Below are 18993 nucleotides of genomic sequence, written 5' to 3'. Positions count from 1 at the left end.
TGATCGATCGCTTCGGCGCCGACCAGGTCAATGCGTTCATGCGGCTCTATATGGTGCCGGGTTTTCAGCACGGCAGCGGGGTGTTCATCCCATTGGTGGATCTGTTGGGTGTGCTCGACAACTGGGTGACGCGTGGCGTATCGCCCGAAACGTTGATCGCCACGGATATCGCGGCGGCAACCAACGGACGCTCGCGTCCGTTGTGCCGTTACCCACTGTTTCCACGCTACACCGGTAAAGGCAATGTGAATCTCGCCAGCAGTTTCGCGTGTGCCGAACCATGATGCCGACGCTCGCGCGCTTTCATCAAAATTTTCCAGAAAAAAGGGGCGGCGGCGCATGATGCGAACGCCGCCGCCCCGATTGAAGTGGCTTCCCTCACCCGATTGCACGGGCGCCTACTGACCGTTTTGCATCGTACCGTTGCTCATGCCGTTGCCCGTGCCGCTTCGCGTACCGTTGCTCATGCCATTGCTCGTGCCGCTCTTCATGCCACTATTCGAACGGTTCGTCGAGGGGCTGTTGGGCGACGCACCCGTCCCCGTGCCCATGCCTCCGCCGGTGCCGGTCGCACCCGGCGAGCCGTAGCCCGAATCGCTGGGGCTCTTCATCGTGCCCGTGTTGACACCCGGTGTCGCGACACCGCCTGCGCCACCGGTATTGCCGCCGCCCGCCCCGATGCCATTGCCGCCGCCCGCGCCGCCGCCGGCACCACCGCCGGCACCACCGCCACCGCCTGCTCCGCCGCCTGCCTGGGCATAAACTCCGCCCGACAGGGCCATCACGAGAGCCGAAGCAAAAATCGTCCTGGTAATGTGTTTCATGGTCCACCTCCATAGAGAGTTCGATTGACGTCACGCAAGCGGATGTCGCTCACATGAATGAACTGCCGCAAGCGGCGTGCCTCGCGCTCGCCGGAGCATCGAGATGAAATGCGGGGCGTGTGCCGGAACGTACCGCCGTCGCTGGCTTCAATCGAGCGGGACTCCGCAGCAGTAGGGTGAATGTCGAGCATGAGGTGTTCCCGCCATCGCCCTGCAAGACACGGTGTAACAGTAGTTATCCGAAGTAATGAGGACCGATCCCGGGGAAGGGCTAGGACGCAGACCACGATCGGGCGTCCCTGTCGGCATCCTCATCGAAGTGGGGCCTGTCGCAGCACTTGAGCCAAACGTTTGCCGTCGAGGATGTCCATAGTGACAGGCAATAGTTACCTGACTCCATCCCGCGCGATCACCGTTTCGTGTAAAAGCAGCCGATTCAAAGCGCTCGTCAACGCCTTGGCGACGCGACCGATAGCGCTTGCATACCAATCGGGGCAGTAGCATTGTTAAGGCGTTCCACCCCATGCTAGAGTCCAATGCGCTAAATCGGCAGCACGTTTGAACACGAGTAAAAGGATACGGCCCGGCGCCCGCGCCGCCTGCTGGTAAACGACTGGGGAAACTTATATGGAAACACTCGGCGGAACGCGTCTCGCCCAACTATTCAATGATCGGCAAAGCGAGTTATTGGGCGAGTGGGTCGCCCAGCAATACGCGATCGCCGCGCGCCGCGGCGGTGTGACCGAAGCGCAATTGCGCAACCAGTTCGTGCAGTTCGTCGCGTTGACCTGCGCCGCGCTTGGCGCGTCCGACCGCGTCGACTTCAAGGCACCGGCGTGGGACGACGTGCGCGGCCTGCTCGCGGAAGTCTCCACGCAACGCGCGCGGCAGGGTTTCACGCCGGTTGAAACCGCCATGTTCGTGTTCTCGTTGAAGGAACCGCTCTTTGCCCGCTTGCGCAGCGAGTTGGCGAACGATCCCGCCACGCTGGTGGAACTGACCTGGACCATCAGCAGCCTGTTCGACGCGCTTGGCCTCTACACCACGGAAGTTTTCCAGGCGAGCCGTGAACAGGTGATCGTGCGTCAGCAGCAGGAACTGCTGGAACTCTCCACGCCGGTCGTGCAACTGTGGGAAGGCATTCTCGCGCTGCCGCTGATCGGCACGCTAGACTCGGCGCGCACGCAGGTGGTGATGGAAAGCCTGCTGCAGAAGATCGTCGAGACCGGCGCGGCGATCGCGATCATCGACATCACGGGCGTGCCGACGGTGGATACCCTCGTCGCGCAACATTTGCTCAAGACCGTGGCAGCCGCGCGGCTGATGGGCGCCGATTGCATCATCAGCGGAATCCGGCCGCAAATCGCGCAGACCATCGTTCACCTGGGCGTGAATCTGTTGAACGTGATCACCAAGGCCACGCTTGCCGATGCGTTCGTCATCGCGCTGCAACGCACCGGCAGGTCGCTCTCAAACGGCGATCACCGTGCCGCGGCCCCAAGTCTCTCCGGTTCGCCTGGCGCATTGCGCGGCAACCCGTTCGCCGGCGACTGACGCCGGCTCACGCGACCACCAACCGGACCCGACGATGGAACGCATTCCAATTTTGCGGATGGGCAAGCTGCTGCTTGTCACCATCCAGGTAGACATGCACGACCGTCTTGCGATGACCTTGCAGGACGATCTGACCAGCCGCATCGTCAAAGACCGCGCCAAGGGCGTGCTGATCGATATTTCATCGCTCGACGTGGTGGATTCGTTCATTGGCCGGATGATCGGCGATACGGCCGCGATGGCGCGCGTGCTCGACGCCGAAACCGTGGTGGTCGGCATGCAGCCGTCCGTCGCGATCACGCTGGTTGAACTCGGTCTGGCGCTGCCCGGTGTACGCACCGCGCTGAACGTCGAGAAGGGCATGGCGTTGCTGACCGGTACGGAACCGCTTTGAGCGCCATTCCCGGCCGGCCGCGCGACAGCGTGCCTCTCTCCTCCATGACGGGTAACGGCGACGCGTCCGCCCCGAGTGGTCCGGCTGGTCCTGACGGCCAGCCTCCCGATGAGATCATGCCGATCCGCTCGGACGAACAGATCGTGCGTTTACGCCGTTTCGTGCGCGAAAAAAGCCAGGCGCTGGACATGTCGTTAATCGATCAGACGAAATTCGTCACCGCGGCGAGTGAACTCGCCCGCAACACGCTCACGTACGGCGGGGGCGGCGACGTACACTTTTATATCGTTCAGCGTAACGGGCGCACCGGCTTGCGCCTCGAATTCGTCGACAACGGACCGGGCATCGCCGACATTCAAAGAGCGCTGACCGACGGCTATACCAGCGGCAATGGTCTGGGCCTCGGGCTCGGCGGCGCGAAGCGACTGTGCGACGAGTTCGAAATCCGCTCGGCGCCAGGCGAGGGTACTCATATTTCAGTGACCAAATGGAAGCCGTTCTGAACGGGTTGAGCGCGACCCAACAACGTTTCGAAATCGGCGATCCGAGCCAGGTTTCGTACGCGCGCCGCGGTATCAGTGAGTTGGCGCATAGCATTGGCTGCAGCGAAACGGTGATCGGCAGGCTGGCGATCATCGTGACCGAATGCGCGACCAATCAGCTCAAGCACGCGCAGCGTGGCGAATTGCTGGTGCGGCCGATCAGCGAGTCGCCGTCGCGTTACGGCATCGAGCTGCTCGCGATCGACAGCGGTCCGGGGATTCGCGATCTGCACGCGTGTTTCGTCGACGGCTATACAACCGCCGGGAGTTCCGGCAACGGCATGGGCGCGATCCAACGCCTCGCCGACGAGCTCGACATCTGGAGCGCCCCGGGCCTGGGTACGGTGCTGCGCCTCGTGGTCTGGGCCGAGCCCGGCCCGGCGGTCGCGGAGCTTCGCGGGCCGATTGAATACGGTGCGATCAATCTGCCGTTGGAGGGCGAGACGTTATGCGGCGACGCATGGACGTGCAGCTACACGGAGGGCGAATTCACGGTGATGGTCGCCGACGGACTCGGCCACGGCGGACTGGCGCATTCCGCGGCCGTTGCCGCGACCGCCACGTTTGCCCGGCTCGGGCCGTCGAGCGTCGAGGAGATCGTCGTGGCCTCGCATGAAGCGCTGCGGCCCACCCGCGGCGCCGCGCTCGGCGTCGCGCGTATCCCGACGCAGGCCGCCGCGCACGGCGCGCCCAGCGTCGCGCGTTTTTGCGGCGTGGGCAATATCGCCGCGAGCGTCTGGACGCCGTACGGTCACCGTCATCTGGTCTCGCACGCCGGCATCGTCGGCCATCAATTGCGCAAGGCGCAGGAGTTTCAGGTCAACTGGCCGCAAGACGGTCTGCTGATCGTTCACTCCGACGGTCTCGCCACGCGTTGGGATTTGAGCCGCTATCCGGGGCTCACGCTGCGCCACCCGACCCTGGTCGCCGCTACGCTGTATCGCGACTTCGCGCGTGGCCGCGACGACGTCACGGTGTTCGTCGCGCGTGCCCTTCACGCAGAGTCTCCGTGATGGCCGAAACACTCCATGCGATGCCGATCGACAGCGAGTTCGCCGTGGTTGCCGCGCGCCGGCGCGCGCGTGAACTGGGCGAAGCGCTTGCCTTCACCGCGCACGATCAAACCCGCATTGCCACCGCGGTGCTCGAAGTCGCGCGTACGGTGCTGAGCGCCACGCCGCACGGCCACGCCGAATTTCTGCTCGACGAAGCGAGCCGCCCGCAAAGCTTGCTGATCCGTTTCGTTGCGCCTGCAACCACGCTCGATCACCTCCGCGGGCGGACCGCCGGCGCCGCGCGCACCGCCGACGCCGAAGAACCGGCCGGCGTCATGGGCGTGCTCGCGGCTCAGCGTCTGATGGATGCGTGCCGGTTCGAAGACGCCGCGGGCGACGCCGTCGTCACCTTGATCAAGCACTTGCCGGAGCAGGCGTCGCGTCCCACCGCCGCCGCCGTGGCGAGCGCCGCCGCGCGTGCCGAAGGCGCGGCGGCGTCGGGCGCACAAAGTTCGTTCGATGAAGTCCAGCGCCAAAACCGCGAGCTGGTCAACGCGCTGAGCGATTTGCGGGAACGTCAGGAAGAGCTGGTCCGGCTCACGCGCGAGCTTGAAGACACCAACCGCGGCGTGGTCGCGCTCTACGCCGAACTGGACGAGCGCGCCGACCACCTGCGGCGGGCCGACGAAGCGAAATCGCGCTTTCTGTCGAACATGAGCCACGAATTCCGCTCGCCGCTGTATTCGATTCGCGCGTTGTCGAAGCTGCTGATGGACCGCGCGGATGGCGAGTTGACCGACGAGCAGGCCAAGCAGGTGCGCTTCATCCGCAAAGCAGCGGAGGAACTGTCCGAAACCGTCGACGACCTGCTCGATATCGCGAAGATCGAGGCGGGCAAGATCGAACTGCGGCCCGCCGAATTCGAAGTCGCCAATCTGTTTTCGGCGTTGCGTGGCATGTTGCGTCCGCTGTTGCCGGCGAGCGGTGTCGAATTGCTGTTCGATCCGTGCGACGACATCCCGCCGGTATTCGCCGACGAAGGCAAGGTCTCGCAGATTCTCCGCAATTTCATATCCAATGCGCTAAAGTTCACCGAACGGGGCGAGGTACGGGTGCGGGCCGACTATGACGCCGCTCAACAGCGCCTGACCTTCTCGGTGAGCGATACCGGCATCGGCATTGCGCCCGAGCATCAGCAAAGCGTATTCGAGGAATTCGAGCAGGTGGAAAACCGCCTGCAGACCTATGTGAAGGGCACGGGGCTCGGACTGCCGCTGTGCAGCAAGCTATGCAAGCTGCTGGGCGGCTCGGTCGGGCTGCAAAGCGAACTGGGCAAAGGCTCCACCTTTACCGCGACCATCCAGGCTTATGTGCCGACGGAAAACGATCTCCCATGAGCGACGCGACCCACACCCTGATATTGAACGTCGACGACAACGACGGCGCCAGGTACGCCAAGAGTCGCATTCTGTCGCGTGCGGGCTTCGTCGTGATCGAGGCCGCCAACGGCACCGAGGCGATCGAACGGGCGCGGCTCTCGTTGCCCGACCTTGTGCTGCTCGACGTCAAGCTGCCGGACATCAACGGCTTCGAAGTGTGTCGCCAGATCAAGGCGGCGCCTGAGACGGCCGGCATTCTGGTGCTGCAGACCTCGGCGGCGGCCGTGCAGAGCATCGACAAGATTCGCGGTCTCGACGGCGGCGCCGACAGCTACCTGACCGAGCCGATCGAACCGGCCGAGCTGATCGCGCATGTGCGCGCGCTGTTGCGGGTGCGTCGCGCGGAAGGCGCCTTGCTTGAAAGCGAAGAGCGCTTTCGGCAGATGGCCGAAAATATCGACGACGTGTTCTGGATGCTCGACCCGTCCACCGACCAGTTGCTGTACGTGAGCCCCTCATATAGGCGGCTATGGGGCGACGAGGCGTTCGCGCCGCGTCCTGGCGCGGGCCACTGGGCGGGCCGGATTCATCCAGACGACGAAGCCGCGGTCGGCAACGCCTATAGTGCGCTGGCAACGGGCGTTCCGTATGAGGTCGAATACCGCATCGTGCGCGCCGATGGCGAAACCCGTTGGGTCGCCGAGCGCGGTTTTCCGGTGCGCGACGGGCGCGACCGTATCTACCGTCTGGCCGGTATCGTCAACGATATCTCGGAGCGCAAGGCCAATGAAATGGTGCTGCGCGACGCCGATCGCCGCAAGGACGAGTTCCTTGCGATGCTCGCGCACGAACTGCGCAACCCGTTGGCGCCGATCCGCAATGCCATCGAATTGCTCGATCCGAGCCGCTCGCCTTCGCCGCAGAACTTCGATGCGATGCGCGCGGTGATCGGCCGCCAGGTCAAGCATTTGAGCCGTCTCGTCGACGATCTGCTCGACGTGGCGCGGATCACGCAAGGCAAGATCACGCTGCGCCAGGAGATCGTCGGCCTTGCCGCCGCCATCGAGGCGGCGATTGAAACGGCCGCGCCCACGCTCACGAGGAAAGGCCACTCGCTCAGGACCGAGATGCCCGACGAGCCGCTTTTTATCGTCGGCGACGGCGTGCGGATCGCGCAGGTGCTCGGCAATATTCTCTCGAACGCGGCTAAGTACACACCGCAAGACGGCGAGATTCTGATCGACGTTCGCGAGTCGGGCGACAACGTGCGGATCACCGTGCGCGATAACGGCGTCGGCATTGCGGCCGACACCATTGCGCATATCTTCGACCTGTTCGTGCAGTCCGAGAGTTCGCTCGAACGTTCCGAGGGCGGCCTCGGCATCGGCTTGCCGTTGGCGCGCACGCTGGTCGAGTTGCATGGCGGCACCATCGAGGCATTTTCTGCGGGCCCGGGAAAGGGCAGCGAATTCATCGTGTGTCTGCCGTTGACGCGCCTCGCGCAAACCAACCATCCGCTCGTCACGGCGCCTGTGACCGTGCCGCAAGGCGCGGGTCCGGCGCTGCGCCTGCTGCTGGTGGACGATAGCGTCGATGCCGCGACAGCCATGTCGCTCCTGCTCGAATCGGATGGCTACGACGTGCGCATCGCGCATGAAGCCGTGCATGCGCTCGAGATCGCCGCGCAGTTCGAACCTGAAATCGTCCTGCTCGATCTCGGCTTGCCCGGCATGGACGGCTTTCAACTCGCGCAGGAAATGCGCAAGCGCGCGGCAACGGCTAATGCGCTGCTGATTGCGGTCACCGGTTATGGGCAGGCGGCCGACCGCCAGCGTACGCACGAAGCGGGTTTCGATCATCATCTGGTGAAGCCGGTGTCGTCCGACGAAATTCAGCGCGTGATTGCCAGCCGTTTTCCGGGTGGGCACAGTTAAGCCATAGTCGCTCGGCGCCCTGGCGTGAACCTGTTCGCGCCAGGGCGCCGGCCTTCACTAAATCAATACGGAAGCCGAACTATTTTGCACTGCAGCGAAATAGCCGGCTTTATGTTTTTCTGCGCTGTGCGCGGGATTCAGCCAGGACCTTGTCAGGCATTCCGGTTCGCCGTAATTCGAAGGCGTGCTGCACGCTTTCGCACTTTCCTTTACATTGCGGGTGCGGTCGCGCATTCGCGCTGCTTCCTTCCAATCAAATATCGGTGTCTGCCATCGTCGAATCCATGCAGCCAATCGTCTCGGTTACGAATCTGTCGAAAACCTATGCCACGGGTTTTCATGCACTCAAAAACATCAATCTGGCAATCAACCGCGGAGAAATCTTCGCGTTGCTCGGGCCCAACGGCGCGGGCAAAACCACCCTGATCAGCATCATCTGCGGGATCGTCAAGGCGAGCGAAGGCAGCGTGACAGTGGACGGCCGCGACATCGCGGTCGACTATCGCGGCGCGCGCTCGTTGATCGGCCTCGTGCCGCAGGAACTCACCACCGACTCGTTCGAAACCGTCTGGGCGACCGTCTCGTTCAGCCGCGGGCTGTTCGGCAAGCCGAACAGCCCGGCCTACGTCGAAAAGGTGCTGCGGGATCTGTCGTTGTGGGAGAAGCGCGATAGCAAGATCATTACGCTGTCGGGCGGCATGAAGCGCCGTGTGTTGATCGCGAAGGCGCTCTCGCACGAACCACGCGTGCTGTTTCTCGACGAACCCACGGCGGGTGTGGACGTCGAATTGCGTCGCGACATGTGGAAGCTGGTGCGCTCGCTAGCCGCGAGCGGCGTGACGATCATTCTCACCACGCACTACATCGACGAAGCCGAGGAGATGGCGGACCGCATCGGTGTGATCAATGCGGGCGAGATCATGCTGGTGGAAGAGAAAACGGAGTTGATGCGCAAACTCGGCAAGAAGCAGTTGACGCTGCAACTGGAAAGTCCGCTCGCCCAGGTGCCGCCAACGCTGGGTGCTTATGGGCTGGATGTCGCCAAGGGCGGCAACGAGTTGATCTATACGTATGAGGGCGACGGCGGACGCACCAACATCATCGCGCTGCTCAAGGCGCTCGACGATGCCGGCATCCGCTTCAGGGATCTGCATACGACGCAAAGTTCGCTCGAAGACATCTTCGTCAGTCTGCTCCGGGGTAACCAATGAATATTTACGCAATTCGCGCGATCTACAAGTTCGAGATGGCGCGCACCTGGCGCACGCTGATGCAGAGCATCATCGCGCCGGTGATCTCGACATCCCTTTACTTCGTCGTGTTCGGCGCGGCGATCGGTTCGCGCATCAAGGAAGTGGACGGCATCAGTTACGGCGCGTTTATCGTGCCGGGTTTGATCATGCTGTCATTGCTGTCGCAAAGCATTTCGAATGCGTCGTTCGGGATTTACTTTCCGCGTTTCACCGGCACGATCTACGAGCTGCTGTCGGCCCCGGTGTCGTATCTCGAGATCGTCGTGAGTTATGTGGGGGCAGCGGCCACCAAGTCGATTCTGCTCGGCCTGATCATTCTGGCTACCGCCGGCCTGTTCGTGCCGTTGCAAGTGCAGCACCCGTTCTGGATGATTCTGTTTCTGGTGCTCACGGCGGTCACGTTCAGTCTGCTCGGTTTCATTATCGGCATCTGGGCGGATAGCTTCGAGAAACTGCAACTCGTGCCGCTCCTGATCATTACGCCGCTCACGTTCCTCGGCGGCAGTTTCTATGCGGTCAATATGCTGCCGCCGTTCTGGAAGGTCGTCACGCTGTTTAATCCGATCGTTTATCTGGTCAGCGGATTTCGCTGGAGTTTTTATGGCCTGGCCGACGTGGATGTTGCTGTCAGCCTCGGAATGACGGCGCTGTTTCTGGCGGTGTTTCTGGTGATCGTCGCGTGGATCTTCAAGACGGGGTACCGGCTCAAGAGTTGACGGTTTTGCGCAAACCCATTGGGGCTCGCCGTCTCGGCTATCTCGGCTATCTCGGCTATCGTCTGGCACGGCGCGATCATCAAGCCGCGATACTTGAGCTCAATCCGAGGGGCGGCCTGTCCGCGGGCGGCTCGGCGCACGCGTCGAGCCGCCCGCAGACAGGCTTTTATCCCGCGCCTACGTTACATACCCCTGCGCCACATTGATCAACTGCACCCGATTGCGCACATTGAACAATTGCCGCAAACGCCGCAAATGATAGTCGACGTTATGCGGCGACAGCCCGAGGAAGTAAGCAATTTCCTTGTCGCGCTGTCCCTGCACGACCGCCTTCAACACAGCATGCTGCAGCTCGCTCAGCGTGACGCGCTGTTGCTGCGGGGGCGCAATGCCGATCACGCTCTTCGCGTGCGTCCAGATGAATTCGTGGATCGTGTGCGCGAACATCAGCGTTTCGGCCACGATCGATTCCGTCATCCAGCGCGGGTTGCCGATCTCCGAGTTGAAGCACAGGCTCGCGCTCAGTTCCGGCTCGGGCAGCGGCATCCGCGTGAGAATCCCGCTTTTGCGGCCGGTGGCCTCGAGCATGTCGATCAGGCCGCCGAGCCGCTCGCTGCGCATCTGCGCGCGTGGCAGGTCGGCGCGCATGTCGGCGATGTTCCAGAGGAACGGCATGCCGGTCGGCGAGGCCAGTGCGACGCGCGGGTCGAGCTCGAAATAACGCTCGCGGAAATAGCGCGTGAGCCATGTCTGCGACTCGTAGCTGGTCAGCACGAACATCGTCTTGTGATGCGCTGTGGTGCGCGTGGCTGAATAGCTGAACGAGTCGAAGCCGAGTTGTTTGATGCGCTGCCGCACGAATTCGATGCGGTCTTGCGCACTGCCAAACCGCAGCAGCGGACTGATCACCGGCGTGGCGCGGCGCGCGGCGGGCGAGGGCGTGCCGATTTCCTCCTCGGTAAACAGCGTGAGGAAACCTGCGGGCGCGATGCCTGATGCAGTGCGGGTGGATGCCCTGGATGCTTCAGCCGCGTGGGCTGATTTCCCGGTTTGCCGCGTGCCGGCCGGGTAAGCCGGTGATGCGGTAACCGCGGAGTTGTAAGCCGCCGACACGTGGCTGGCTTCGCCTTGCGGCGAACCGGTCAGCCAATGCGGCAGCGTATCGCATTCGTGTTCCATGAAACGGTAGCTCCGGCGTCGAAACGCGTGAAAGACGACAACCTGAATGATTAGCTATTTCCAAAAATTACGGTAGCCGGTTCCTTGCTATCATTTTTGAGATCTTGCGCTGACCTTGGCCTATGACCTCTTAACCGGCGACGCGGGTGCGGCAGGGTTTGCTCATGTGCACCTGGAGCGCCGCCTGCTCGACAGCGTTGCCGACCAGATGGAGCTGGGTGGCTCACGCGAGCTGTCGCTGGGCGATGCGATGCAATTTCACGATCCATTGATCGCCGCGACGCTTGGCGCCTTGCACCGCGCCGCGGGTGATCCAGCAGACTCGCGGCTCTATGTCGATGCGCTTGTTCACGCGCTCGCCGCTCATCTGTTGCAACATTACTCGCGCGGCCGGTATTCCGCCGCGAGACCGGTGAAACGCCTCATCAGTTCGTCACGCGCTTGCGACTCGAGGAAGCCGCGAGGCTGCTGCGGGCCACCGATCAGCCCGTGTTGCAAATCGCCATTGCAGTTGGGTTCGAGAATGCCAGTCATTTCTCCGTGCAGTTCAAGCGGGACTACGGCGTGACGCCGCTTGCCTACCGGCTGCGCGGCTGAGAGCCGGGTTGCGCGGCTGGATCGGGCGTCCGGGCTACTGGCGTCCGGGCTACCGGCATACGAGCTACCCGAAATACAGCCTTACCGGCTTGCAAGGTCCGGTGGCGTGGTGGCAGTGGGCCATCCGCGGGCACGCGAGCATTCGCCGACATCGATGCTGTGCAGCGCGGGGATGCCTGGTAGCCGCGGCACAGGAATGTCGAGGCTGGCCGCGGAAGGTTATCCAGCGCAAAGCTTAATGAATTGCCGAAATGGGATCATGCATTTTTCGCAGTTTGCTGTGCATTGCGCGGCTTGCAAACTACGAACTTTCGTGGCGCGGTTGGTGATGGACCTGGCATGCACAGGCCTGCTGCTGTTCCGACCGCTTTTTCAGGCCGTCTTGTTCAATATGTGGTGCAGTATGGATGCGTGGGGGACCATTGCGCCTGCTAGGGTTGCGATACCTGGCGGCAGGCCGCGTGAGGCAGGCGGCAGCCAGTGCGACGCGCGTTCCCGACTGCCACTGGTTCAACTGGCCTGACCAGATGCGCCGCAATTGTATCTGTCGAAGCATTGCACCGGACGACAGAATGTTTCGCCTACGGCTTGGCCCCAGCCGGCGTCGACCGACCATTCAACTCAACCCGTCACACCGGATATCCAGCGATGACCCGACTTCGAATCACCTCCTGCGGCCACGTCTTTATCGCCGAAACCCATCCCGACGCGCCGCAAACAGTGGCCGCCTTCCTGAAGCTGTTGCCGTATCGTCAGAAGATCATCCACGTACGCTGGAGCGGCGAGGGCTGCTGGGTGCCGCTTGGCGACTTCAAACTGGAAAACGACGGCGCCGCGGTCGGGTTCGAAAATCATACGAGCCACCCGTCGGTTGGCGACATCCTGTTCTATCCGGGCGGTTACAGCGAAACGGAGATCATCCTCGCCTACGGTTCGTGCTGCTTTGCAAGCAAGCTGGGCCAACTGGCCGGCAATCACTTTCTGACCATCGTCGAAGGCCGCGAACAGCTGCGCGAACTCGGCACCAAGGTGCTGTGGGAAGGCGCACAAGAGGTGCTGTTCGAGAAGATCTGAAACGGCTCAAACCCTGGTTAATTTTTGTTGCTCAAATCGAGCATACTGGAGGCGCCGTGGCGACTTGCCCAAGTCCCCACGATCTGCCTCCTGGGCGCGATTCGCGGTCTACCCCCGTCGCGTCCGGTAGGGCACGAAACATTTACTGCGCCGCGAGGCGGCGCCAGGTTCCCTACATGACGGATTCGCGCTTACTTCCGTTGGCTGCTTTTGCGGCGCATTTGCGCGCGCAACAGGTCGATCTGACCGAACGCTGGATGAAGGCGGTGTTCAATGACGTCGAGTTGACCGAATCCGGCCGGCTCACCTACGAACAACTCGCCGATCACATCCCGAACATTCTCGACGAAATCTGCAGCGTGCTGGAGCACCAGGATCTCGACGAACTGGAGCCCGCGATCAAGCGCGACGCGCGTCTGCACGGCAAACTTCGCTGGAAGCAGGGTTACCAGATCGACGAACTGGTGCGCGAACTCGATCTGTTCCGGCAGATGCTGACCGGCGCGATCGTCGAGTTCAGCGAGGCGCGGCCGTCGTTCACGCGGCGTCATGAGGAGCGGGCCCGGCATTTTATCGACGAAGCCGTGAGTTTCGTCACGCTGACGTCGATCCGCGAGGTCGTCAGCGAGCGTGACAGGAAGATCGACGATTACACCGGGCACATCGAACGCGCCAATCACGAGCTGACGCTCAAGCAAAAGCTGGTCGGCGATCTGTACGAGTCGCGCATGCAGATCACGAGGAGTGTCGTGCACGATCTGCGCAACTTCCTCAATGTGTTTTCGATGGCGCTGCAGCTGATCGGCCGCGCGCCGGCGAAGATCGAAACCGCACTCGCACTGGCGAACCGCCAGGCGGCTGACATGAAAACGCTGGTCGACGAACTGGTCGAATACTCGGTCGTGCTCGGCGATACCGATCCGGTGACGACTGAGCGCGTTGTATTGCGCGAACTATTCGATGAACTGGTGGCCTCGTGCCGACCGGCGATCGAAGAGAAGGGCTTGCGCCTCGAGGCCAGCTTCGACGGTGAACTGGACACCGTGGTCTCCAACCGGCTGAAGCTCAAACAAATCGCGCTCAACCTGCTGACCAACGCCGCGAAATATACCCGGGCGGGCCAGGTTGAACTGGCCATCTCCGCCGCTGAGCACGACCACTGGTGTTTGCGGGTGTCGGATACCGGCGTGGGGATTCGCGCGTCGGATCGTGAGCGTGTGTTCAAGGAATTCGAGCGCGCCACCGCGGACGACATTCCCGGCGCCGGTCTCGGTCTGGCCATCGTCAAGGAACTGTGCCAGGTGTTGGGCGGAGCGATCCGCTTCGACTCGCAGGAAGGCGAGGGGACGATCTTCGAGATTACATTTCCGGTGCGCCTCGACAGTTAGTCCTGTGTATTGCGGCGAACGGTATCAGACTGCCCGCTGATCTTTCCCGTTCGATCCCCCTTCGGCGCGCGCTGTCACGCCGTTAGCTCAATGTCGACTCTCCCGGTTTGAGAAGCATTAAGAGTGTTTCCTAACGCCGCCTAAAAGTATCTCGTTTCATTTAAGACGTTTGGCACTTTGTGTCCTAAACGGGGTATGTCGTTTGTACTTATTCAAGCTAAAAAATAACTTTTAGGAGTTTTCGTATTTCACCATCCTGTGGGCGAACGGCAAACTATGGGCGTCGCGTTTGTCGGCCAGGTGAAAGCGCGATGCATCCTTAAGTTTGTCGGCCTGAGTTACATATGTATGGCAGTCGTCTTGCCGGTTGGCGGCACACTAGCGGCGTCGCGTTTGTCGGTTAGCCGAAAGCGCGCTGCGTTCTTAAGTTTCTCAGCGTTTGAGCTAGATATTTAGGATGTCGTAAGAAAAATCTTGGTAAATCGATTCGATAAAAAGATTGGGAGGAATGTTGAATAAGACTTACAAGAACGTTTGGAATAGAACGACCCGCACATACGTCGCGGCATCGGAGGTGGCGAAGCGCCGTGGCGCGAAGAGTGCATCCGCCAGTGGCGTGCTGCTGGCGGCGGGGGCGGGGTTGTTCGGTGGGTTGGCGCTGCCGGCGAGTGCGGCGGGGTCTATCGATCAATACATCGCTGTCAGCACGACCTTGACGGAAGGCAGCGAGCCTACGTCGGTGGACAATTCGAAGGTGAATGCGATGGCCGTGGGCCCGAATGCTGTTTCGAATGGCGCAAACGCGTTGGCGGTCGGTGCCAAGACGCTGGCGAGTCTCGACGGCACCACGGCGGTCGGTTCGGCTGCTGCTGCATTGGCTGTGAATGCCACCGTGATCGGTGCCGGCGCTTCGACCAGCAGCGACGCGGATAACGGCGTGGCAATCGGCTATATGGCCGCCGCGGAAGGTGTCAACACGCTGGGCCTTGGGGCGCGCGCAAGCGCATTTGGCGACGATTCGATTGCACTGGGCACCGGTGCCTTGACATCCAGCAATGCGGCTAAAACGATCGCCATCGGCTCCGGCGCGTCGGCCAGCGCCGCTGGCGGGATCGCGCTCGGCGCCGGCTCGAAAGCGGATCGGACCAATGCCCTGTCGATTGGGAATTCGGGCCTCAGCCGGCAAATCATCAATGTGGCCGCCGGTACGCAGAACGGCGACGTGGTGAATGTTTCGCAACTGAAGGGCGCATTGGAGTCCATCGGTGGAGGCGCGACAGTCGATACAGACGGCACGATCAGGAAGCCGGCGTACACGATCAAGGGGCAGACTTACAGCGATGTCGGTGCGGCTTTGTCCGCTTTGGTGACAAGCACGGCAGCAGCGAGCGCCGACGCAGTCCAGTACGACTCCACTTCGCATGACACGGTGACACTAGGCAGCACCGGCACGCCGGTGCGAATCACCAACGTGCGCGCCGCCGCGCTCTCCGCCGACAGCCTCGACGCCGTGAACGGTTCACAACTGTTCGCAACGAACGCGGCCGTGACGCAGAACACCAGCGACATCGCCGCCAACACCAGCAGCATCACCAACCTCGATCAGCGCGTTACCGACAACACCACCACGATCACCAATCTCGACGCGCGCACCACGACAATAGAAGGGGACGTAAGCAACATCACCAATCAGATCACGAACGGCGAACTCGGGCTTGTCCAGCAGGATCAGACGTCGCGCAATCTCACTGTAGCGAAAGACACCGACGGCACCAGCATCGATTTCACCGGCACAGCAGGTGCACGCGAGCTGACCGGCGTCGCGGCGGGTACCACGGATACGTCCGCAGCCAACGTCGGCCAGCTCAAGCCGATGGTGGCCGCGCTCGGCGGCGGCGCGCAGATCAATGCCGACGGTTCGCTCAGGGGTCCCACGTATCACGTGCAAGGCAGCACGCAAACTACAGTCGGCGATGCGCTCGGGTCGCTCGACAGTGGGCTTACCACCTTGCAGCAGAACATGGAGACGGGCGGCATCGGCATCGTCACGCAAGATCCTGTGTCACGCATCATCAACGTCGGCGCGACGACGGACGGCGCGCTCATCAACATGGCGGGCCTCGCGGGCAATCGGGTGGTGAGCGGCGTGGCGTCCGGCGCGGTCAACGCCGCGAGCGCCGATGCGATCAACGGTGCGCAACTCTATACGCACGCGGCAAGCACGGCGGTGGCGCTCGGCGGCGGCTCGACGGTCAATCCGGACGGCTCGGTGAGCGCGCCGTCGTACAGCGTGGGCGGCACGGTCGTGAACAACGTCGGCAGCGCGATCACCAATCTTGATGGCCGTGTGACGCAGAACAGCAGCGATATTGCCGGACTGCAAACCACGATCAACAACATCAGCGGTTCGGTGGCGAATGCGGTTCAGTACGACAGTTCCGCGCACGACAAGGTCACGCTCGGCGGCACGGCAGCCAACGCGCCGAAGGTCACGCTCACCAATCTGAAGGACGGTGACCTATCGGCCACCAGCACCGACGCAGTAACCGGCGCGCAACTCTGGAACACCAATCAGCAGCTCGGCACCCTCGGTCAGCAGCTTGTCAACATCAATCAGGTGGTCCAGAACAACGCGGTCACCGGCAACGCTTTCGTCGCCGTCAACAGCACGGGCAACGCGGCGCAGGCAATCGGCAACGGTTCTGTGGCGATCGGCGGCGGCGCCAAGGCGAGTGCGCCGAACTCGGTGGCGATCGGCGAGGGCTCGGTTGCCGATCTGTCGAACACGGTATCGGTCGGTTCGGCGGGCAATGAACGCCGCATCACGAATGTCGCGGCGGGACAGGCGCCCAGCGACGCCGTCAACTTGCAGCAGTTCCAGGGCGGCATGAGCGAGATGGCGCGCAACGCGTATTCGTGCACGGCGTCGGCTATCGCATTGACCATGGTTCCGGAGGTCGATACCGGCAAGAACCTCGCGATCGGTGTCGGAACAGCCGGCTATAAGGGCTATCAGGCAGTGGCGGTGGGCTTGTCGGCACGCGTTACGCAGAGCCTCAAAGTGAAGCTCGGGGCGGGCATCAGTTCTGCCACGACGACAGTCGGCGCCGGTGCGGCGTACCAGTGGTAGCCGGCAAAGAAGGGTGAGGGAACGCGCGCGGTTTGCGCGCGCGTCGTCAAGCTTTTCTCGCACCCCGCACGTTCGATCGTGCGGGGTGCGGTGCAACGCTTACTTGAACAGCTTCATCGCTTGCGAGAGCGTATTGACCACACCCCATGCCAGCGGCAGCGTCACATACAGCCAGAACACGGCGAGTTTGACCTTGTTGGTCGGATGAACGGCTTGAATCGTCGACATACGGGTCTCCTTAGGCGCCTTTGGCGAGTTGTGCATCGGTCATGTGGTGCTTGTCGTCGACACGCTTGACGAGCAGGTTGCAGACAAAGCCGATCACCAGCAGCACCACCATGATGTGGATCGTCATCGTGTAGGCATCCGCCTTGGCAACGCCGTGCGCGACTTGATAGGCACGGATGTAATTCACCAGCACGGGACCCGCGACTCCCGCCGCGGCCCAGGCAGTCAGCAAGCGGCCGTGAATGCCGCCGACGAACGCCGTACCGAACATGTCCGCGAGATACGCGGGCACCGTCGCGAAGCCGCCGCCGTACATCGACAGGATCACGCAGTAGGCGAGCACGAACAGGGCGATCTGGCCGGATGCGGCGAAGCCGGGCACGAGGTAGTACAGCAGGGCGCCGAGCGCGAAGAAGATGAAGTAAGTGTTCTTGCGGCCGACCCAGTCCGAAGCCGAGGCCCACACGAAACGGCCACCCATGTTGAACAGCGACAGCAGACCGACGAAACCGGCCGCCGCGGCAGCCGTCACGGTGTCCTTGAAGCTTTCCTGAATCATCACCGAAGCCTGACCGAGAATGCCGATGCCGGCCGTCACGTTGAGGAACAGCACCAGCCAGATCAGATAGAACTGCGGCGTCTTCAACGCCTGATCGATATGCACGTGATTGCGCGAAATCATCTTCTTCTGGTTGGTCGCGGGCGGCGTCCAGCCGGCCGGCTTCCAGTCTGCCGGCGGCACGCGGATCGCGAGTGCGCCGATCGACATCGAGATGAAGTACGCAATGCCGAGCACGATGAAGGTTTCGGCCACGCCGATGCTAGTCGCGCTGCGGAAGTGGTTCATCAGCGCCACCGACAAAGGCGCGGCGATCATCGCGCCGCCGCCGAAGCCCATGATCGCCATGCCGGTTGCCATGCCGCGGCGGTCCGGGAACCAGCGGATCAAGGTCGACACCGGCGACACATAACCGAGGCCGAGTCCGATCCCGCCGATGACGCCATAGCCGAGATAGAGCAGCGCGATCTGATGCAGGTACACGCCGAGCGCGGAGACCAGGAAGCCGCCGCCGAAGCAGCATGCCGCGGTAAACATCGTGCGGCGCGGGCCGACGTGTTCGAGCCACTTGCCGGCAAATGCCGCCGACAAACCGAGGAACACGATCGCCAGCGAAAAGATCCAGCCGAGTGAGGTCAACGACCAGTCGTCAGCGGCGGATTGCGTAATGCCGATGACTTTGGTGAGCGGACCGTTGAACACTGAGAAGGCGTACGCCTGGCCGATACAGAGGTGCACGGCAAGGGCTGCGGGGGGGACCATCCAGCGGGAAAAACCCGGCTTCGCAACGGTGGCCTGTTTGGAAAAGAATGGGGCGGAGCCTGAATTTCCGTTCGGCTCGGTGATACTGCTCATGGTCGGTCTCCGTGACGAATGCTTTTGTTATCGGCGCCTCATGCACAAGGCTTTAATGTCGTGGCGTAAAGAATGTCGCCGCGCGTGCCGTCAATATATGCATTCTCATTTCATATGGCGTGTGCGAATTCGATATATGACTCGCTGCGACAAACGATAGGGCGCGAACTAGGCGTTTGCAATATGAGATGCAAATACATAAGGTTTTAGCCTGGTGAAAACCCACCGTAATTTGCCGAATTGCGGCAATGTAGCGCGGCTATCAGGAATGAACTACCGGAGTTAGACGCAAGAAGGGCCCGCCTCGGTAAGAAGGCGAGCCCGTAAGCCAGGGAATACGAAGCGATGGGCGTGTGAAGAGAATGCCGGCAGTAGCGATTCGCTACGCCGGC

At 62.2% G+C, this 18993-nt stretch carries 16 protein-coding genes and 1 pseudogene; 13 read left to right on the top strand and 4 right to left on the bottom strand.

The genetic code is table 11. From position 1 onward, the window contains the following. Positions 1–284 (top strand): tannase/feruloyl esterase family alpha/beta hydrolase (locus QOC89_RS13360; protein ID WP_323045443.1); only part of this gene is annotated, 284 nt, incomplete at its 5' end. 114 nt (positions 285–398) lie between these two features. Here QOC89_RS13360 and QOC89_RS13355 read toward each other — a convergent pair. Beyond that, positions 399–824 (bottom strand): hypothetical protein, encoded by a 426-nt coding sequence (locus tag QOC89_RS13355; protein WP_323045442.1) that lies wholly within the window; start codon positions 822–824, stop codon positions 399–401. Between the two features lie 627 nt (positions 825–1451). On the opposite strand from QOC89_RS13355, the gene QOC89_RS13350 reads away from it, so the two are divergent. From QOC89_RS13350 to QOC89_RS13315, 8 genes are all read left to right on the top strand, one after another. Then, the gene (locus QOC89_RS13350; protein ID WP_323045441.1) at positions 1452–2378 is read left to right on the top strand and encodes an STAS domain-containing protein; all 927 of its coding nucleotides are present in this window, start codon (positions 1452–1454) and stop codon (positions 2376–2378) included. Positions 2379–2412: 34 nt separating this feature from the next. Further along, positions 2413–2772: an STAS domain-containing protein gene (locus QOC89_RS13345; protein WP_074288294.1), complete on the top strand. Its 360-nt coding sequence runs from the start codon at positions 2413–2415 to the stop codon at positions 2770–2772. A gap of 116 nt (positions 2773–2888) precedes the next feature. Next, the gene (locus QOC89_RS13340) at positions 2889–3275 is read left to right on the top strand and encodes an anti-sigma regulatory factor (protein ID WP_323045444.1); all 387 of its coding nucleotides are present in this window, start codon (positions 2889–2891) and stop codon (positions 3273–3275) included. Further along, complete coding sequence (locus QOC89_RS13335) at positions 3260–4327, top strand: anti-sigma regulatory factor (RefSeq protein WP_323045440.1); 1068 nt, start codon at positions 3260–3262, stop codon at positions 4325–4327. The genes QOC89_RS13340 and QOC89_RS13335 overlap by 16 nt, the downstream gene beginning before the upstream one ends. Continuing rightward, positions 4327–5706 (top strand): HAMP domain-containing sensor histidine kinase, encoded by a 1380-nt coding sequence (locus QOC89_RS13330; protein ID WP_323045439.1) that lies wholly within the window; start codon positions 4327–4329, stop codon positions 5704–5706. The genes QOC89_RS13335 and QOC89_RS13330 overlap by 1 nt, the downstream gene beginning before the upstream one ends. After that, positions 5703–7622 carry a response regulator gene (locus QOC89_RS13325; RefSeq protein WP_323045438.1) on the top strand — a complete coding sequence of 640 codons (1920 nt, stop codon included), beginning with the start codon at positions 5703–5705 and terminating at the stop codon, positions 7620–7622. The genes QOC89_RS13330 and QOC89_RS13325 overlap by 4 nt, the downstream gene beginning before the upstream one ends. A 284-nt stretch (positions 7623–7906) precedes the next feature. Further along, complete coding sequence (locus tag QOC89_RS13320) at positions 7907–8833, top strand: ABC transporter ATP-binding protein (RefSeq protein ID WP_323045437.1); 927 nt, start codon at positions 7907–7909, stop codon at positions 8831–8833. Further along, positions 8830–9591, top strand: coding sequence for an ABC transporter permease (locus QOC89_RS13315; protein ID WP_323045436.1), 762 nt, complete (start codon positions 8830–8832; stop codon positions 9589–9591). Before QOC89_RS13320 ends, QOC89_RS13315 begins: the two co-directional genes overlap by 4 nt. A 177-nt stretch (positions 9592–9768) precedes the next feature. Here QOC89_RS13315 and QOC89_RS13310 read toward each other — a convergent pair whose 3' ends face one another. Beyond that, entirely contained in the window at positions 9769–10770 is a 1002-nt protein-coding gene (locus QOC89_RS13310; RefSeq protein ID WP_323045435.1) for a helix-turn-helix transcriptional regulator, read from the bottom strand. 163 nt (positions 10771–10933) lie between these two features. Between QOC89_RS13310 and QOC89_RS13305 the strand changes: the two are divergent. The 4 genes and pseudogenes from QOC89_RS13305 to QOC89_RS13290 form a co-directional block, all read left to right on the top strand. After that, positions 10934–11367, top strand: a pseudogene (locus tag QOC89_RS13305) (helix-turn-helix transcriptional regulator); the annotation flags it as partial. Between the two features lie 648 nt (positions 11368–12015). Then, complete coding sequence (locus QOC89_RS13300) at positions 12016–12441, top strand: DUF3830 family protein (RefSeq protein WP_323045434.1); 426 nt, start codon at positions 12016–12018, stop codon at positions 12439–12441. 176 nt (positions 12442–12617) lie between these two features. Beyond that, positions 12618–13829: a sensor histidine kinase gene (locus QOC89_RS13295; protein ID WP_323045433.1), complete on the top strand. Its 1212-nt coding sequence runs from the start codon at positions 12618–12620 to the stop codon at positions 13827–13829. 508 nt (positions 13830–14337) lie between these two features. Continuing rightward, entirely contained in the window at positions 14338–16959 is a 2622-nt protein-coding gene (locus QOC89_RS13290; RefSeq protein WP_323045432.1) for a YadA-like family protein, read from the top strand. 99 nt (positions 16960–17058) lie between these two features. Here the strand turns inward: QOC89_RS13290 and QOC89_RS13285 are convergent, their stop codons facing one another. Together QOC89_RS13285 and QOC89_RS13280 are read right to left on the bottom strand one after the other, a co-directional pair. After that, positions 17059–17187: an MFS transporter small subunit gene (locus QOC89_RS13285; RefSeq protein ID WP_074288242.1), complete on the bottom strand. Its 129-nt coding sequence runs from the start codon at positions 17185–17187 to the stop codon at positions 17059–17061. Positions 17188–17197: 10 nt separating this feature from the next. Next, positions 17198–18601 (bottom strand): OFA family MFS transporter, encoded by a 1404-nt coding sequence (locus QOC89_RS13280; protein ID WP_323045431.1) that lies wholly within the window; start codon positions 18599–18601, stop codon positions 17198–17200. Between the last annotated feature and the right edge of the window lie 392 nt (positions 18602–18993).

Source organism: Paraburkholderia sp. (assembly GCF_034668105.1).
Taxonomy (GTDB): domain Bacteria; phylum Pseudomonadota; class Gammaproteobacteria; order Burkholderiales; family Burkholderiaceae; genus Paraburkholderia.
This window is presented reverse-complemented; position numbering and strand designations above follow the sequence as displayed.

Bases quoted from the DNA above. Each gene is read 5' to 3' on its own strand.
- QOC89_RS13335 (WP_323045440.1), top strand. From the start codon at position 3,260: ATGGAAGCCGTTCTGAACGGGTTGAGCGCGACCCAACAACGTTTCGAA.
- QOC89_RS13315 (WP_323045436.1), top strand. From the start codon at position 8,830: ATGAATATTTACGCAATTCGCGCGATCTACAAGTTCGAGATGGCGCGC.
- QOC89_RS13320 (WP_323045437.1), top strand. From the start codon at position 7,907: ATGCAGCCAATCGTCTCGGTTACGAATCTGTCGAAAACCTATGCCACG.
- QOC89_RS13295 (WP_323045433.1), top strand. From the start codon at position 12,618: ATGACGGATTCGCGCTTACTTCCGTTGGCTGCTTTTGCGGCGCATTTG.
- QOC89_RS13300 (WP_323045434.1), top strand. From the start codon at position 12,016: ATGACCCGACTTCGAATCACCTCCTGCGGCCACGTCTTTATCGCCGAA.
- QOC89_RS13290 (WP_323045432.1), top strand. From the start codon at position 14,338: ATGTTGAATAAGACTTACAAGAACGTTTGGAATAGAACGACCCGCACA.
- QOC89_RS13325 (WP_323045438.1), top strand. From the start codon at position 5,703: ATGAGCGACGCGACCCACACCCTGATATTGAACGTCGACGACAACGAC.
- QOC89_RS13310 (WP_323045435.1), bottom strand. From the start codon at position 10,770: ATGGAACACGAATGCGATACGCTGCCGCATTGGCTGACCGGTTCGCCG.
- QOC89_RS13350 (WP_323045441.1), top strand. From the start codon at position 1,452: ATGGAAACACTCGGCGGAACGCGTCTCGCCCAACTATTCAATGATCGG.
- QOC89_RS13285 (WP_074288242.1), bottom strand. From the start codon at position 17,187: ATGTCGACGATTCAAGCCGTTCATCCGACCAACAAGGTCAAACTCGCC.
- QOC89_RS13330 (WP_323045439.1), top strand. From the start codon at position 4,327: ATGGCCGAAACACTCCATGCGATGCCGATCGACAGCGAGTTCGCCGTG.
- QOC89_RS13355 (WP_323045442.1), bottom strand. From the start codon at position 824: ATGAAACACATTACCAGGACGATTTTTGCTTCGGCTCTCGTGATGGCC.
- QOC89_RS13345 (WP_074288294.1), top strand. From the start codon at position 2,413: ATGGAACGCATTCCAATTTTGCGGATGGGCAAGCTGCTGCTTGTCACC.
- QOC89_RS13340 (WP_323045444.1), top strand. From the start codon at position 2,889: ATGCCGATCCGCTCGGACGAACAGATCGTGCGTTTACGCCGTTTCGTG.
- QOC89_RS13280 (WP_323045431.1), bottom strand. From the start codon at position 18,601: ATGAGCAGTATCACCGAGCCGAACGGAAATTCAGGCTCCGCCCCATTC.